General features: G+C 47.0%; 14 protein-coding genes. 9 read left to right on the forward strand and 5 right to left on the reverse strand.

What is annotated here, in order from left to right; translation table 11 throughout:
• Positions 1 to 11: 11 nt before the first annotated feature.
• A complete protein-coding gene (radA, locus tag LZD49_RS23365; protein ID WP_234670085.1) occupies positions 12 to 1,385 on the reverse strand; it encodes a DNA repair protein RadA in 1,374 nt (457 codons plus the stop codon).
• Positions 1,386 to 1,550: 165 nt separating this feature from the next.
• Between radA and LZD49_RS23370 the strand changes: the two genes are divergently transcribed.
• The gene (locus LZD49_RS23370) at positions 1,551 to 2,264 is read left to right on the forward strand and encodes a porin family protein (RefSeq protein ID WP_234670086.1); all 714 of its coding nucleotides are present in this window, start codon (positions 1,551 to 1,553) and stop codon (positions 2,262 to 2,264) included.
• 185 nt (positions 2,265 to 2,449) lie between these two features.
• Here LZD49_RS23370 and LZD49_RS23375 read toward each other — a convergent pair whose 3' ends face one another.
• Positions 2,450 to 2,851, reverse strand: coding sequence for a LytTR family DNA-binding domain-containing protein (locus LZD49_RS23375; protein WP_234670087.1), 402 nt, complete (start codon positions 2,849 to 2,851; stop codon positions 2,450 to 2,452).
• A 344-nt stretch (positions 2,852 to 3,195) separates the two neighbouring features.
• Here LZD49_RS23375 and pheS point away from each other — a divergent pair, with 344 nt between their 5' ends.
• Complete coding sequence (gene pheS, locus LZD49_RS23380; RefSeq protein WP_234670088.1) at positions 3,196 to 4,236, forward strand: phenylalanine--tRNA ligase subunit alpha; 1,041 nt, start codon at positions 3,196 to 3,198, stop codon at positions 4,234 to 4,236.
• A 78-nt stretch (positions 4,237 to 4,314) separates the two neighbouring features.
• Here pheS and LZD49_RS23385 read toward each other — a convergent pair whose 3' ends face one another.
• Both LZD49_RS23385 and LZD49_RS23390 read right to left on the reverse strand, forming a co-directional pair.
• Complete coding sequence (locus tag LZD49_RS23385; protein ID WP_234670089.1) at positions 4,315 to 5,046, reverse strand: esterase family protein; 732 nt, start codon at positions 5,044 to 5,046, stop codon at positions 4,315 to 4,317.
• A gap of 112 nt (positions 5,047 to 5,158) precedes the next feature.
• Positions 5,159 to 6,589 carry a circularly permuted type 2 ATP-grasp protein gene (locus tag LZD49_RS23390; protein WP_234670090.1) on the reverse strand — a complete coding sequence of 477 codons (1,431 nt, stop codon included), beginning with the start codon at positions 6,587 to 6,589 and terminating at the stop codon, positions 5,159 to 5,161.
• Positions 6,590 to 6,916: 327 nt separating this feature from the next.
• Here LZD49_RS23390 and LZD49_RS23395 point away from each other — a divergent pair, with 327 nt between their 5' ends.
• The 5 genes from LZD49_RS23395 to LZD49_RS23415 all read left to right on the forward strand — a co-directional run bounded on the left by LZD49_RS23395 (position 6,917) and on the right by LZD49_RS23415 (position 12,623).
• Positions 6,917 to 8,464 carry a DUF5723 family protein gene (locus tag LZD49_RS23395; protein ID WP_234670091.1) on the forward strand — a complete coding sequence of 516 codons (1,548 nt, stop codon included), beginning with the start codon at positions 6,917 to 6,919 and terminating at the stop codon, positions 8,462 to 8,464.
• A 66-nt stretch (positions 8,465 to 8,530) separates the two neighbouring features.
• On the forward strand, positions 8,531 to 8,926 hold the full coding sequence (gene msrB / locus LZD49_RS23400) for a peptide-methionine (R)-S-oxide reductase MsrB (protein WP_234670092.1): 396 nt from the start codon (positions 8,531 to 8,533) through the stop codon (positions 8,924 to 8,926).
• A gap of 80 nt (positions 8,927 to 9,006) precedes the next feature.
• On the forward strand, positions 9,007 to 11,559 hold the full coding sequence (locus LZD49_RS23405) for a penicillin-binding protein 1A (RefSeq protein WP_234670093.1): 2,553 nt from the start codon (positions 9,007 to 9,009) through the stop codon (positions 11,557 to 11,559).
• A gap of 66 nt (positions 11,560 to 11,625) precedes the next feature.
• A complete protein-coding gene (locus tag LZD49_RS23410) occupies positions 11,626 to 11,784 on the forward strand; it encodes a hypothetical protein (protein ID WP_234670094.1) in 159 nt (52 codons plus the stop codon).
• A gap of 2 nt (positions 11,785 to 11,786) precedes the next feature.
• The gene (locus LZD49_RS23415; RefSeq protein WP_234670113.1) at positions 11,787 to 12,623 is read left to right on the forward strand and encodes an IS3 family transposase; all 837 of its coding nucleotides are present in this window, start codon (positions 11,787 to 11,789) and stop codon (positions 12,621 to 12,623) included.
• Positions 12,624 to 12,695: 72 nt separating this feature from the next.
• On the opposite strand, the gene LZD49_RS23420 is transcribed toward LZD49_RS23415, so the two are convergent.
• The gene (locus tag LZD49_RS23420; protein WP_234670095.1) at positions 12,696 to 14,471 is read right to left on the reverse strand and encodes an ABC transporter ATP-binding protein; all 1,776 of its coding nucleotides are present in this window, start codon (positions 14,469 to 14,471) and stop codon (positions 12,696 to 12,698) included.
• A gap of 164 nt (positions 14,472 to 14,635) precedes the next feature.
• Between LZD49_RS23420 and LZD49_RS23425 the strand changes: the two genes are divergently transcribed.
• Both LZD49_RS23425 and LZD49_RS23430 read left to right on the forward strand, forming a co-directional pair.
• Positions 14,636 to 15,559 (forward strand): AraC family transcriptional regulator, encoded by a 924-nt coding sequence (locus LZD49_RS23425; RefSeq protein WP_234670096.1) that lies wholly within the window; start codon positions 14,636 to 14,638, stop codon positions 15,557 to 15,559.
• Positions 15,560 to 15,651: 92 nt separating this feature from the next.
• Positions 15,652 to 17,034, forward strand: a complete 1,383-nt coding sequence (locus tag LZD49_RS23430) for a glycosyl hydrolase (protein ID WP_234670097.1) — start codon at positions 15,652 to 15,654, stop codon at positions 17,032 to 17,034.
• The last annotated feature ends 194 nt before the right edge of the window (positions 17,035 to 17,228 follow it).

Consider the following 17,228-nt stretch of genomic DNA (forward strand, 5'->3'; position numbering starts at 1 on the left):
AAAAGCCAGATTTACTGATTGAGAAAAAGCGACATAAAAAGCTCATCCAAATGCGCCACTGGTATCACTTCTATTTTTGATCTTTTCAAATCCAATCCCTTGCCATTGTATTTTGAAATATAAATTTTCTTAAAACCTAGCTTTTCAGCCTCCGAAACGCGGCTATCTATCCGGTTAACAGCTCGCACCTCACCACCAAGCCCAACTTCTGCTGCAAAACACACGGATGGCGGGATAAACTTGTCCTCATAAGAAGAAACCAGCGAAGCAATAACCGCCAGATCTATCGCCGGATCTTCTACTCTCAAACCGCCTGCCACATTCAGGAACACATCCTGCACGCCCAATCGGAAACCACCGCGTTTTTCCAAGACAGCCAGTAACATTTGCAAACGTTTCGCATCGAAACCCGTGCTGCTCCGCTGTGGCGTGCCATATGTAGCAACACTCACGAGCGACTGGATCTCTACCAGCAATGGCCGGTTACCCTCCATCATTGAGCCGATTGCTATACCACTCACCGGTTCATCGCGCTGCGAAATAAGAATTTCCGATGGATTACTAACCTGGCGAAGGCCAGTACCCTGCATTTCATAAATGCCCAGCTCAGAAGTACTGCCAAAACGGTTTTTCATTGTCCGCAAAATGCGATAAGTGTTGTGCCTGTCGCCTTCGAACTGCAACACAGTATCCACCATGTGTTCCAGCACTTTCGGGCCAGCTAACGAGCCATCCTTCGTTATATGCCCGATCAGGAACACGGGAACACCCATTTCCTTGGCATACTTCATAAATTCAGCGGTACATTCGCGCACTTGTGATACGCTTCCCGCACCCGATTCAATGTAAGTCGATTGCATGGTTTGAATGGAATCGACAATGAGTATCTCCGGCTGGAAGTCTTCGATTTGCCGAAAAATATTCTGCGTTTGTGTATCGGTGAGAATAAAGCAGTTGTCGCTTTTGGCGGCCATACGTTCCGCCCGCATCTTGATCTGCGCCTCTGATTCTTCACCGGAAACATACAATACCTTCTTGTTCGAAAGCGTCAATGCGATTTGCAGCATCAGTGTGGATTTACCGATGCCAGGCTCTCCACCGATCAGCACGAGCGAGCCGGGCACGATGCCGCCACCCAGTACGCGGTTTAATTCCTCGTCGAATGTACGGATGCGCGGTTCGTTTTCGTAGACTATTTCGGCGATCGCCCGCGGCCGGTTTGCCAGGTTCACCGATTTCCAGGACACTGCTGTTTTCTTATCCTCCTTTTCAATAACTTCCTGTACGAAAGTATTCCACTCGCCGCATGACGGACATCTGCCGACCCATTTTGGCGAATTATACCCACATTCCTGACAAAAATATGCCGTCTTGGCTTTGGCCATAATAGAAAAGTCTAATTTATATTCTTCTGGTGACTAACGTTTTCCCGGTGATATTAATCCAATATTTGGACGTTTCGGCCATAAAATCAAAAAAAATGTGGGATAGGTATAGTTTTTTGCAAATTGTCGTTATTATGCTGTTTTACTTAAAAAATCATATTATCCATGAAAATCCTGACAAAAGTGGGCTGTGCCTGTCTGTTGTGCATTTTCGCATTCTCAAATGTGCAGGCTCAGCAAAAAGGTTTTGCGTTTGGTATCAAGGGAGGGGTTAACCTGTCGCGGCTTACAATGGGCGATGTGTTCACGACGCGTTACGATGAAAATGGAAACCCGTACCTGGGATACGATGGCAAAGAGGTACGAGACAATCTGAAAGAAAGTTTTAATACCAGGACCGGCGCAGTAGGTGGTATCTGGATGCGTTTCGGCCGTACCATATTCATTCAACCGGAAGTATTGATCTCGACAAAAGGCGGTTCATTCAAAATCATTCAGCACGACCAGGAGACACCGGTTGAAAAAACCATCAATGTCAAATACAGTAATATCGATGTACCATTACTGATAGGTTTGAAAGGCGGTCCATTCCGCATTCTGGCGGGACCAGTAGCATCGTTTCGCATTGGCGACAGCCAGCGTCTGCGCGATGCATTTAAATATTATACTTCCGATCTGAACAATGCTATGTCCGAAGCGACATTCGGGTACCAACTTGGAGCCGGTCTGGATCTGGGCAATTTCAGCCTTGATGTCCGTAAAGAAGGCTCATTCACCAACCTGGCATCATTTCAGGTTAGCGGCCAGCAGGCAACGGGCGGTTCTGTAAAACAGAAGTTGAGTTCGTGGCAGGTAACTTTGGGGTTGAAGTTGTTTTAAGCGGCTTCGCCGCATGACCATAGACCGCCGACCGACCATAGACCCATTTTTTGACTAAGATAGTTACTTAAAAGACACATTGTCGATGGTCCATGGTCGGCCTAAAACAAAACGAGCAGCCTTCGATCATAGCGATGGCTGCTGTTTTTATGAATAACCCACTAATTTAATTCACCAAATATCTTTTAGGCACTGATGCGGAGAAGATTACTATGATCCAGGAGACCAGATACTTCTTTGATCTTTCTGCGCGACACGACAACTTCTTTGCCACATGACAATTTCAGCATGCGATCGTCTTCCAGGCGTTCCACCACGTAGTCTGAATTAACGAGGTAGGATTTATGTACGCGGAGGAATTTAGCGTTCAATTGCTCTGCGAGCGATTTCAATGTTTTTGAAACCAGGTACTTTTTCCCGGTATTGGTATAAATAAATGTGTAGTTACCTTCACCTTCCAGGAAAGTGATTACATCGGGTGTCAAAAAGATCGTTCTGCCCATCGACTGAACTGAAATGTAGGAACGGCTGTCACTGTATGATCTTTCTGACAGATTGGGACGAGTAAAGTTTGGAAAATTTTTCATGGTAACTACGCTAATGTTGTTGTGATTTCTTGTTTCAAAATTAGCACATAGCGTAATCTCTCGAAATACGTAAAAGTACGCATATATAAATAATAAGCTCATATTCAGTACGTTAACTTGTAACCAAAAAGTAAAAAGACGTAACAGAACTTGGTAGAATGCGTAATTTTACGTAGTCCAAAAATCATAGATTCTTTCAACAAATTCGCCTGATAGACGTTTCTATACGTTTTCACTTCCTTCGGCGCGCCAACTTCCTTATCTTTGCACAAATTTCGGGGCCCTCAAAACGGCCTTTTGCCGCAAAAGTGTAGCGACAAATCACTAATAACTACAAGCTTTTTATGATTACCGACCGGGTCAAGGAGTTAGTTTCTGAAATCGAGCAGGCGACAGTTACCAACAGGGAACAACTGGAAGCTTTCAGATTAAAATATATAAGTAAAAAGGGGGCCGTTACCGAGCTTTTCGATAACCTCAAAAATATCGCTCAGGAAGATCGCCGGGCAGTTGGCCAGGAACTGAATACGCTCAAAAATTTGGCCCAAACCCGCTTCCAGGAGTTCCAGACCGCACTGGAAAGTGCTACGGACAGCAATCCGGAAATGCTGATCGACCTGACTTTACCCGTTACACCGAATTTACAGGGAAGCCTACACCCGCTAACGATCGTACGCCGGAGGATTATTGAGATTTTTGAACGCATGGGCTTCAATGTTTCGTACGGACCGGAAATCGAGAAGGACTGGTACAATTTCAGTGCTTTGAATTTCGCCGACAACCACCCGGCGCGTGAAATGCAGGATACTTTCTTTATTTCCAAAAGCGCCGGCGAGGTGAAAGACGATGTACTCTTGCGTACACATACGTCTAATGTGCAGGTGCGGCTCATGGAGCGCCAGAAACCACCTATTCGGAGTATTATGCCGGGCCGCGTATTCCGGAACGAAGCTATTTCAGCACGGGCACACTGTGTTTTCCACCAGGTGGAAGGGCTTTATGTGGATAAAAATGTGAGTTTCAAAGACCTGAAAGATACATTGTACCACTTCGCGAAAGAGATGTTCGGCAAGGATTCCAGGATCCGTTTGCGCCCGTCCTACTTTCCATTCACAGAGCCTAGTGCGGAAATCGATGTTTCCTGCTTTATATGTGGGGGAATAGGTTGCAATGTCTGCAAACACACCGGATGGGTAGAAATCGCCGGATCAGGAATGGTGGACCCGAACGTGCTGGAAAACTGCGGCATCGATAGTGAAGAATACACCGGTTTCGCATTTGGAATGGGCATCGAGCGTATTACAATGCTGCGTTACGGCATAAATGACCTGCGTTTATTCACAGAAAACGATGTACGGTTCCTGCGACAATTCGAAGGAGCCTGACTTGAAATACCAATAAAGCAAAAGCCCTGGAATGTGATCATTTCAGGGTTTTTGCTTTTTGCGACTGTTACTTAAATCTCAAAAACGTGTTTCGAGATAATAAGGAAGCATCTTTTTCCAGGCCCACCAATCATGGGGAATATCGCTGCCCCAGATATCAAGTTCATGCGGGACGTTCTTTGAAGCCAGGATTGACGATATATGCCTCGAATAATCCGGCACTTCGTATGCCCCCGATCCTGAGATGAAGTGAATGTGACGACTATCCCGGTACATCGCCAAATGCCACTCTGCCTTCAAATTGGGCAGGTAATGCACCGGTGAGTTGAAATAGACATTGTCATCATAATAACCGTCCGTGTAGACGCTCAGATCATAGCAACCGCTCATAGCAATGACTCCATGAATGGAATCGGGATGTTTGAAAAACAGATTAGCTGCGTGCAACGCCCCGAATGATGCACCTCCGGCAATGATCTCGTTGTTCGCGCTCGTATCTTCTTTAATAAACGGAACAACCTCCTTGATCACATAATCATTGAAAGCCTGGTGCCGCACTGCCTTGTCATAACCGTGCATGTGCGGGTTAAGCCAGCTTTCTCCGTTAATGCTATTAATACTGTATACTTTTACCTTCCCGGAATAAATATAAGGTTCGATGCTTTCGATCAATCCATGCCTTTCATATTCCAGGTAGTCGGATGCCGCGGTGGGAATAAGCAGAAGCGCAATTCCATAATGTCCGTAAACGGCAATTTCCATTTCCTTGTTAAGCGCCGGACTAAACCATCCGGTTATATGGCGTTGCATTGTTGAATCATTTAAGTTACTGACTATTCATTTTAAGCAGTTCAAATATGGTTTATCAAAAAACTCATAAACCGTTATCATGAACAGACTGCCAGTAACTGTTAATGATAACTTAATACAACACCCAGGTGTCTTTCCCGCCGCCACCCTGCGACGAGTTCACCACCAGCGATCCCTTACGTAACGCAACACGCGTCAATCCTCCCGGGATTACGCTAATATCGTCACCATATAATATGTAAGGCCTGAGGTCTACGTGCCGCCCTTCGGCGTGCCCTTCGACCATACAAGGCACTCTTGATAGTGAAATCGTTGGTTGGGCAATATAATTCCTTGGATTGGACTTTATTTTTTCCCTGAAAAGTTCGTGATCTTCCTCTGTCGCCTTCGGTCCGATCAGCATTCCATAACCACCCGCCTCATTGGCTTCTTTTACAACCAGTTGTGAAATATTCTCAAGGACGTACTGCATATCATCTTCTTCTCCGCAAATGTAGGTTTGCACATTCGGGATTATCGCCTCCTCACCCAGGTAATACTTGATAATGCGCGGAACATATGCATATACCACTTTGTCGTCGGCCACACCGGTACCTGGCGCATTGGCTAGCGCAACGCGGCCTTTTTTGTAGACCTCGAATATTCCGGGAACGCCGATCAGCGAATCTGGATTGAATGCATCAGGATCCATAAATGTATCATCGATACGGCGGTAGATCACGTCCACAATCTGTAAACCGTTGGTCGTCCTCATTTTGACATAACCGTCGGAAACGACCAGGTCCCGGGTATCAACCAGCTCCACGCCCATTTGCTGAGCCAGGTACGAATGTTCGAAATAGGCTGAATTGTAAATACCTGGCGTCAGCACGGCAACGGTCGGGTTCGGGCGGTCTGCCAGGTGTTGCAGCATTTGCAGCAAGCGCGTCGGGTAATCGGACACTGGCCTTACGCCTGTGCGTGCTAAGACGTCCGGGAAGATTTGTTTCGACAGCTCCCTGTTTTCCAGCATATAAGACACACCCGATGGGCAACGCAGGTTATCTTCCAGCACCATAAATGTACCGTCATCACCCTTGATAAGATCCGTACCCGTAATATGGCACCAGATACCTTTGGGCGGTTTCAAACCGATACATGGTTTAAGAAAGCATTTGCTCGACTCGATCAGTTCACGCGGAACTACACCGTCGTTCAATATATTCTGGTCATTGTAGACGTCGTCAATGAACATATTCAGCGCCTTGATCCGCTGTTTCAACCCTTTTTCCAGCCACTCCCATTCCGCGTTGGACAATACCCGCGGAATAATATCGATAGGCATGATCCGCTCGGTGCCTTCTCCCTCCGAGTAAACATTGAAAGTGATCCCCATCGACAGCAGCGCACGCTCTGTGGCCAGCTGCCGGTTGGTAAGGTCTTCGTGTGTCAGGTTTTCAAATTTATTCTTTAAATGTTCATAACCTTGACGGATTTCGCCCGCTGGCGTAAACATCTCATCGAAGAAATTTTCTATTTGATAATTAGAAAATGAAAAATTCATACAATTCAAAATTTGAATAAGTCAATACCGATAGTCCACAGAACAATATATGGTCAATGTATGAATTACCAAAACAATTACCAACTAACAATAGCCGACGAGCACCTCTTTAAATCTCTGCGAGAATCGAAGAGTAACGTAAACGATTGATGCTGATGTATTACAGGTCCGCAACCTTTATTCTTTATCGTCCGTATTAAAATCATGCCGCCAAGCGTTATCGAATATTCTTTATCCAATCAGTAAACAATGTTGCAAGTCAGTCGTGTTAGCGTTTTCTTTGTAACCTGATCTCAAATGTCGGCACCCCACCGAATCTTGTTCCTCATGCAAAAAAGCTGGTTGTCCATATTAGGACTGGTCTGCGGAATAACCATCGACGCTCTATCCCAGCATTTGCCTGGAACGGCCATGAGCAACTTTGCCGGAACAAACGCTTTGTACCACAACCCGGCATTTGTGGCTGACAGTCGTTATAGCTTATATGTCAATCTTGTTGGCACCCAGTTTTATACAGCCAACAACCACGTCAAATACGAAGCACCATACTCTTTCCTGAGCCTGATCACCAATACCGTCCCAGCCGAATACCATAATGAAAGGGGCATGTTGCTTTTCCCCCGCTCCTACTTAGGCGAGAAACTGAACGGGAACAAGAAATACATGAACGCCGGTGGTGACACTCGGTTGCCATCGTTCATGTTCAATATATTCAAAGGAAGGGTCGGCGTAGGCTTTACAACGCGTGCGCGCTACCTGCTCAACACCACGCAAGTCACCGAACCGCTTGCCCGGCTGATCAGCAAGACCACGCAATTCAAGGACTTACATGATCAGGTATTTGAAAACCAGTCAGGGCAATTGCATTTGAATGGGTTGGGGGAATTTGCATTGACACTCGGGGGTACTGTTTTCGACAATGAAACCGATTATCTCAAAGTAGGCTTTACGGTCAAAAGGTTAATAGGTCTTTACAATGCACACGCGATTATAGAGAACTCTTCCTATGATATCCAGCCAGACGCGAATTGGGAAAACAAGCGACAATACATTAATGTAAACGAAATCAACGTCCGTTACGCCGTTACGCGCGACGAGGGTTTTCAGAATATCAGGCCCACCCCCGCATGGTTGCTCGGCGACGCCGCTCCTGGAAGTGGCTGGGGTTTCGACATCGGAGCCGTTTATGAATACCGACCCGACGTTCACAAAGCAACATACCGGGAAAGAGGCGAGCGGAAGCGCGACGCGTCAAAAAACAAATACCTGTACCGGATTGCAGTTTCGTTAACAGACATCGGTCGCGTCCATTTCAACAATCCGGCTTATATTCTCCAGCAGGAGACCCATACAACCAACAAGGAGTTCCGTTACGATACATTCCAGAAGCTGAAAGGCTCCGAAGGTATTTTCAATGCGATCAACTCTTCGCTGGATGGAGGTCAGCCCATTGCGCCCAACTTCAAATCGGTACTGCCAATGGCATTCCAGGCGAGTGTGGATTATAATGTGAAACCTAATGTGTATGTGAATGGCCTTTGGGTTCAAAACCTGATTCCCCAGGGCGCATTCGGCATGAAAGCTGAATCCTATATTGGCGTCACACCGCGTTACGAACACAAATGGTACGAAATATCGGTTCCCCTCTCGCTGATGAACCGTTATCGCTCTCCCGCCATTGGGCTGGCGGGCAGGATAGGGCCGCTTTGGCTGGGTACCGACCATCTTACCGGCCTGCTCAACATCGGCAACCCGAGGTCATTCAATCTTTACTTCGGAATTTCCGGCGGATTATTCCGAAGGCCACCCGAATCGCAAAACCAATGCTGGCCACCGCAGGATTCGTGGATACGCCGCATTTTTTCCAAACGATAATTACCGATTCAGCGTTATCAAGGGATATGGTACAAATTTTTTTGGCCATTCCTAACAGACAAATCCATGAGAGAAGTACAAAAAACCAAAGAAGAATGGCAGCAGGAGCTTACTGGTCAGCAATGCTTCGTTCTATTCGAAAAAGGTACCGAGCGGCCTTTTTCACATCCTTATAACGACAATAAAGAAGAAGGCACCTATGTGTGCGCAGCATGCGGGACACCACTTTTCAGCTCCGATTCGAAGTATGATTCAGGCTCAGGCTGGCCGAGCTTTTTCATGCCGGTTGCGAAAGAGAGTGTAGAAGAAATTCAGGATAAAAGTCATGGTATGACCCGCACAGAAGTCGTTTGCAGAACATGCGGAGGACACCTGGGGCACGTTTTCAACGATGGTCCAAAACCAACCGGCCTGCGTTATTGCATGAACGGAGCCGCATTGAAATTTCACAAAGCTGAATAGAATCGATTTCAGAAAAAGCCGGATTGATCATATCTATCCGGCTTTTCTTATCTTTGACCCATTACGAACCAAAACGTTTGATGGAAGTTATCCGATCGTTTTTTATAAAAATCAGGAACCTGTTCCGGGCATTCCGGTCGCGGCTCGCCACACTTATCAACAGGATTGCTTATAAAATTACATCGCTGGTTACAGGCAAAACCAACGCAGACCGGCTCTTCCATTCATACCGGCAAAACAAGAAATCAGCGCGCGGTTGGTGGGAAGACAATGTGGATGTCGATTCGAAATACTATCGCCCGATCATAACGGTCTGGAAGACTTTGGTTTACGGAATCACGTTATTCGCGATCTACATTTTTTGTGTAGAAACCAATTTCCTGTGGTTGATGGGCAGCATGCCGAGTGTAGAAGACCTTCAAAACCCGAAGGTGGCGCAATCGTCGGAAATATATACGGCCGATGGTGTAATGATCGGGAAATTCTACACGGAAAACAGGACGCCCGTCCCGTTTAAACAGATTTCCCCAAACCTCGTAAAGGCATTGATTGCCACGGAGGATGCCCGTTTTTACAAACACTCCGGGATCGACTATAAGGCGATGGCCAGCGTTGCCTGGGGCATTGTCACGGGCGCCACCGATCGCGGTGGTGGTAGTACCATTACACAACAGCTTGCGAAAAAACTTTTTAAAACCCGAAAATCCGGCGCGCGAGGTGTACTGGGCTATGTTCCCGGACTTAGCACATTAATTTACAAAACAAAAGAATGGCTCACGGCCATCAAGCTCGAAAGGAATTTTACCAAAGAAGAAATCCTGACGATGTATTTCAATACAGTCGATTATGGAAATAACACCTATGGTATCAACACAGCGGCAAAATCCTATTTCAGCAAATCGCCCGACAGCCTTAATGTGCAGGAATCGGCGGTATTGGTAGGTTTGCAAAAAGCGACAACCACTTACAATCCGGTCCGGAACATCAAGCGCTCACTCGAACGCCGTAATGTGGTCATTGACCAGATGCGCAAATACGGATATCTGTCCGTCAAGCAAGCGGATTCCATCAGTGCACTACCCATTGAACTTAAAACCAAATTCGAAACACCTTACGATGGCAATGCCAACTATTTCAAAAATGCGGTGGTTGATTTTGTCAAAAAATGGGGTGATGAGAATGGCTACGACCTTTACACCGATGGCTTGAAGATCTATACCACGATCGACTCACATATGCAGGCCGACGCCGAGGAAGCCATGACCCAAAAGATGAAGCAGTTGCAACGCGTCTTTGAAGACCACTGGCGTAACCAGAACCCATGGCGCGACGAACAGGGCAACGAAATCACCGATTTTCTCCCGACAGTAGTAAAACGGACCAGTAAATACCGCTCATTAGCCGCAAAATTCCCGAATGACCCGGACAGCGTGACCTATTACCTTAACAAAAAGGACACCATGACCGTGTACGACTGGAAAAATAGCAGCGAAATGACGAAGTATTGGAGTTCCATGGATTCCTTGGATTACTATAAGCGAATCTTGCGCGCCGGTATGATGGCTATGAGCCCGCAAACAGGACAGATCAAGGCTTGGGTAGGCGGTTTGGATTATAATTATTTCAAATACGACGCCGTAAAACAGGGCAAAAGGCAGCCTGGATCAACTTTCAAGCCATTCGTCTACACCGCGGCGATCGACGACTCGACGTTCAATATGTCGCCCTGCAACGAGATTATGGACAAACCGTTTGAGAAAACGTACGAAGAAGACGGAGAGGAAAAAATCTGGAAACCCCGCAATGCCACCGGAAGCTACACCTATGCGCCAATGACGCTGCGACGTGCCCTGGCACAATCCATTAATTCCGTTACCGCCGAGCTGACCGACGAAATCGGCGCGGCAAACGTAGTGCGCTATGCCAAAAAAATGGGTATTACCACACCACTAAAACCTGTTCCATCCATAGGTCTCGGGCCGTTTGATGTGTCGTTGTATGACATGGTGGCGGCATATGGTGTTTTTGCAAACAATGGGACATATACTCAGCCCATTCTGGTCACGAAGATCGAGGATAGCAATGGGAAAGTGATTGAAGAATTTCAGCCCGAGCACCGTCAGGCGATCAGTGAAGAGTCGGCATACCTGATGTTGCAAATGTTGCGCGCCGGTGTGGAAGAAGCGGGAGGAACATCTGGCAGTATTCGTTGGCGATTTAATGTAACGCCGAATGGCAACGAGCTGGGAGGAAAAACCGGAACGACTTCCAATAACTCGGACGGCTGGTTTATGTGCGTCACACGTGACCTCGTGGTAGGCGCTTGGGTGGGAGGCGACGACCGCAGCATCCACTTCCGAACCACAAATCTAGGGGAAGGCGCGAAAACCGCATTACCAATCGTGGGTGCCTTCCTGGAAAAGGTTTATAAAGATAAATCGATCGAACCAGGCCCATTCCCGAAACCGAACTTCAAAATTTCCAAGACCTATAACTGCCCTACTCAATGGGCTCCTGCCGAAAGCGACTCGCTCGGCGTTGAAGGTGACAGCACGCCGGTGAAACGTAATGACGAAGACGAATTCCTGATCGGTCCGCCACCGATTCCGCTGGATACCGGCAAACGAAATTAAAAAAGCCCTGGCATTTCAGATGCTGCACTGCCCCCAAAAAGTTAGACACTTCTTGGGGGTATTTTTATGGGCAAAAAAACTAAGCTCAGCAAAACATACGGTCCATCGACCCGCTTGGAAGAGCTGGAAAACGAAAACATGCGCCTAAGAGCAGAAAATGAACTACTAAAAAAGCTGGATGCCTTAATTCGCCAGAAGGAAGCAGCGCAAAAGAAAAAGCGTTAATAATTGACGGATTAAGGCATAAGTACCCACTTGAAGTGCTTCTGGATTTTTTGAAAATGCCCAGAAGCAGCTTTTACTACCATGTTAGAACCAATAGTTTGGCCGGCAAATATCAGGACGCCCAAAAGCAGATCAGCCAGGTTTACCATCAGCACAAAGGAAGGCTGGGCTACCGCCGTATTACAATCGCGATCAGAAAACAGGGTTGGCACCTTAACCACAAAACAGTCTTCAAGCTAATGAAGGCTATGGGACTCAAATCGTTGGTCCGTGTTCAAAAGTACCGCTCTTACAAAGGTGACACAGGAAAGATTGCGCCCAATATCCTAAATAGGGACTTTAAGTCAGATAGACCGTCACAGAAATGGGCCACGGATATTTCTGAGTTCAGGGTAAAGGACAAAAAACTTTATTTGTCACCTGTTATCGATCTGTTCAATGGGGAAATCATCAGTTACAATTTGTCCGAATCGGCTAATTTTAACCAGATTACCCAGATGCTTAAAACAGCATTCATAAAAGTAAATAAGTCGGAAAAACTGATCCTGCATTCCGACCAGGGCTGGCAATATCAGATGGCGCGATACCAGCAGATGCTTAAATCAAAAGGCATAACCCAAAGTATGTCCAGAAAAGGCAATTGTCTGGATAATGCAATTATTGAAAACTTTTTTGGTACGATTAAATCAGAGCTGTTCTATCTAAACAAATACAGCAGTATTGATGAGCTCAAAGGAGCCATCATAGAATATATCAACTATTACAACAATGACAGGATCAGGCTTAATCTAAATGGAATGAGCCCGGTACAATACCGAGCTCATCATACTAGTCGTTAAATTTTTTAAACCGTCCAACTTTTGGGGTTCAGTCCAAGCCCCGGGGCTTTTTTAATTTCGCACCAGGATGATTTACAACGTCCCGATCTTGTGGACCTCCTTATATTGCATCCGATAAAGGTTGGCATAAACGCCATCCTTTTCCAGCAATTGCTCGTGGTTACCCTCCTCTACGATCCGGCCCTTGTCTACCACAATAATTTTATCAGCCTCCTGAATGGTCGATAAGCGGTGGGCAATGACAATCGCCGTCCGGCCGTGCATCAGATTTTCGATCGCGTGCTGGATCAATTCCTCGGTTTCACTATCAACCGATGACGTTGCCTCATCCAACACGATGATCTTCGGGTCATGTACCATTGCGCGCACAAATGAAATGAGTTGCCGCTGCCCTACCGACAACGTCGCTCCGCGCTCCATCACATTATAGCTGTAACCACCCGGCAGTCGCTCGATGAAATCATGCACGCCCACCAGTTTCGCGGCTTCCACGATCTTCTCGTGGGAAATACGCTCATTACCCAGGCGAATATTGTTTTCGATGGTATCTGAAAAAAGGAAGACATCCTGCAAAACAACTCCAATGTGCCTACGTAATGCATTCAACTCATAATCATGCACTTCGACGCCATCGATATAGATGTTGCCCTTATTAATATCATAAAACCGTGTGAGCAAATTAATGATCGACGACTTGCCAGCCCCAGTCGCACCGACAAATGCAATGGTTTCGCCCTCTTTTACTTTAAAATTGATGTCTCGTAGAACATATTCCTCGTCATTGTAAGCAAACCAAACATTCTTAAACTCGACATTTCCCTTGATGGACGCCGGCACGAACGTACCTTCATTTGCCGTGAATTCGTCGCTATCGAGTAGTTTGAGGATACGATCGGTACTGACGATCCCCATTTGCAGGGTATTGAACCGGTCGGCGAGTTGACGGATCGGGCGGAAAAAGAGGTTAATAAACATCACAAAAGCTGTAACCGTACCAAATGTGACCTCGGCATTCAAAATCTGTTTCGAGCCATACCAGACGACGAGCCCCGTACCAGCTGCCGCGATTACATCCGCAACCGGGTAGTATACCGAATAATAGAGGATAGACCGGATGTTCGCATTCCTATGCAACTTATTGATTTCTCTGAACTTCTTATATTCAATATCCTCACTACTGAAAATCTGCACGATACCCATCCCGGTAATATGCTCCTGCACGAAGGCATTCAGATTGGAAACCGCTGCACGCACCTCGTTGAACGAATCCTTGATCTTTTCCTTGAAAATGTAAGTACAGAACAGCATGAGCGGGATCATCGAGAGGCTGATCACCGAGAGCTTCCAGTCGGTATAGAACATGACGGCAATGATGAGCACCAATTGCAAAATGTCCCCGGCAATGGCGGCCATACCGTCGCTAAATACGTTGGAAAGCGTTTCCACATCGGAAATTGTGCGGGTTACAAGCCTTCCTATCGGGGTATTGTCAAAAAATTTAAGTCTTAACCCAATGATCTTCTGGTACAACTGCACTCGAATATCCCGGATAATGTGTTGTCCGAGCCAGCCCGACATGTAAGTGTTCCAAAATTGTGCGATGCCTTGAAAGATCGTGACGGCCACCATCACGACCAGCATAACAGTCAATTGTGAATAGTCGCCATTGGAAATGGGCGTATCGATGGTATACTTGATCAGCAGAGGTGTGAGTGGTGCCAGGACCGCGTTAAGCAATATAATGGCAATCAGCAGGTAAAATTGCTTCTGATAAGGTCGAACGAATGTGTATAGACGCCTTAGGGTAGGAAGATCGAATATCTGGCCGCTTTTAGTTTCCTGGTTCACCGGGTAGCTTTTAAAGTACAGTTGTTGTTCTGGATCAACAATGCAAAGTTAGAAAATGTCACAACGGGGATAAAAAAACTGGCGACCGGCAGCAGTCGTGCTGGTAGTTTTCCCGATTTTGCTGCTTTTGAAACGACTAGTGAATTTGAAAAAAATTTGAATGCATGGTTTTCGTGTCTAATGCTATCCCGGTCCATTCCCTTCCCAAAACACCCAGCCAGGTACCCGCATTAAAGATTTTCAGGTTCAAAAACAGCGTTGAAATCGGAAAAGATGAACCGGTATCGCTGCCAATTACCCCCCTTCCGACCGACACGCCGCACCGGCACACGTATTATGAGATCCTCTTTATCGAAGAAGGCCAGGGATTCCACGAAATTGATTTCCATTCGTACAATATCCAGGGTTCCGGCCTCCATTTTCTGACGCCCGGGCAAGTGCATTTACTAACCTTCTCGACTTCGTTTCAAGGCTATATCGTCGCATTCTCAGAAGATTTTTATACGTTTTATAACCCTGTTAACCCCCCGCTTTCCCAGTTGTCTTTCTTCCAGCCAGCGCGTCGACAACCTATTATTTCCCTTTCCGAAAGTAACAAGCACTATTTCCACAACATCCTCGAAAACATGGTAACCGACCATCTGAATGCAGGAACAGATCAGACGCTCATCGGCCGGTATTTGGGGTTGTTATTGCAAAAATGTGCTTTTATGACACAACATGACGTGCAGCCGACAGAATCCGCGGCATTATCGGTCCCGGAGCTGGCAGGGCGTTTTCAGGAGTTGGTCGAGAAGAATTTCAGGCAGATGCATGAAGTGCAGCAGTACGCCAGCCAATTATCGGTTACGCCTGATTATCTGAGTAAAATCATCAAAAAATACCTGGGCATCTCCTGTCAGGAATATATACTCGAAAAACTCCTGCTAGAAGCCAAACGACTGCTTGTTTTCACCAATCTGAGCAGTAAGGAAATCGCCTATCACATCCATATGGACGATCCGTCCTATTTCAGCCGCATTTTCAAGAAGAAAACGGGTCTAACCCCGAACGAGTACCGCGAACATGTTCGGAAAAGTACCATTTAATAGCAAATTTGTACCTTGCTATCGCTTTTTGCTGCGAATATCTTTGTATTATCCTAAAATAAAATGGCTAAATAATACCATCGATATACGTTATGCAGATAAACAAAGAACTAACTGCGGCCTCACTCGAAACAAAACTTAACCGGTTTTGGGAGGTATCCGGCGAGAAGATCAAACTCATCAACAAAGAATATGATAACTCCCAAGGAACGCCGGTTTTCACCGTGAACGGTAAATACACCCTACGCGGCTGGACCGAATGGACGCAGGGTTTTCAGTATGGTGCCGAAGTGTTGCAGTTTGATGCGACCGGCGACGAGAGCTACCTTAGTAGCGCCCGCCAGAACACCGTTCAGTCAATGGCATCGCATGTGGGGCATTTTGGTGTACACGATCACGGCTTCAACAATGTGAGCACCTATGGCAACTTACTACGTCTGATGAATGAAGGTGTACTTCCTGAAAACGAATGGGAGCGCAACTTCTATGAAATCGCGCTGAAAGTTTCAGGATCTGTGCAGGCCCGCCGCTGGACGACCATTAAAAACGGGCAAGGCTTCATCCATTCATTCAACGGGCCGCATTCGCTTTTTGTGGACACCATTCGTTCGGTGCGTGCGCTGATGGTTTCGCACCTACTCGGCCATAGTTATATGGGTGAAAATGATTTAAAAACCAGCCTTTTTGAACGAGGAACATTGCATTCCATCGCTACCGCAAACTATTCTGTTTACTACGGCGAAGGACGCGACAGCTACGATCTCTGGGGCCGCACCGCACACGAAAGCGTTTTCAACACCAACGACGGCAACTATCGCTGCCCTAACTCGCAGCAGGGCTTCTCGGGCTTCACTACCTGGACACGCGGGCTAGCCTGGGCAATGCTTGGCTTCGCCGAACAGCTCGAATCACTGCCGAGCTTTTCCGAAGAAGAACTGGCCCCATTGGGCGGCCGCACCGAAATCGAGCGCATCTACCTGAAAGCCGCACAAGCGACCTGCGACTTTTACATTGCTAACACAGCCACCGACGGCATTCCATACTGGGATACCGGCGCACCGCAAATCCATAAACTAGGCGATTATACTTCCAGAACGTCAGATCCTTACAACGATTTTGAACCGATCGACAGTTCAGCAGCCGCCATCGGCGCACAAGGGTTGCTTCGCCTGGGTAAATATTTGAATGATAAAGGTCAAATCGAAGCGGGTAACCGTTACTGGCAGGCCGGTCTTACGGCTGTCGACACCCTTTTCGCAGAGCCTTACCTCTCGACCGATCCGACACACCAGGGATTGATCCTGCATTCGATCTACCACCGTCCGAACGGCTGGGATAATATACCTGCCGGACAAAAGATCCCATGCGGCGAGTCCAGCATGTGGGGCGATTACCACGCCCGTGAAGTGGCGCTTTACCTGCACCGGATTAATAAAGGTTTGCCCTATTACTCGTATCTGGGGGCTATCAGATGATGCCACTGTAATCTTGTTGTCAGTCTGAACGCAGTCAGGTAACGCCATTGTCAGTCTGAGCACAGTCAGGTAACGCTATTGTCAGTCTGAGCGCAGTCGGGTAACGCTATTGTCAGTCTGAGCGCAGTCGGGTAACGCCATTGTCAGTCTGAGCGCAGTCAGGTAACGCTATTGTCAGTCTGAACGCAGTCAGG

Source organism: Dyadobacter sp. CY261, assembly GCF_021440085.1.
Classification (GTDB): domain Bacteria; phylum Bacteroidota; class Bacteroidia; order Cytophagales; family Spirosomataceae; genus Dyadobacter.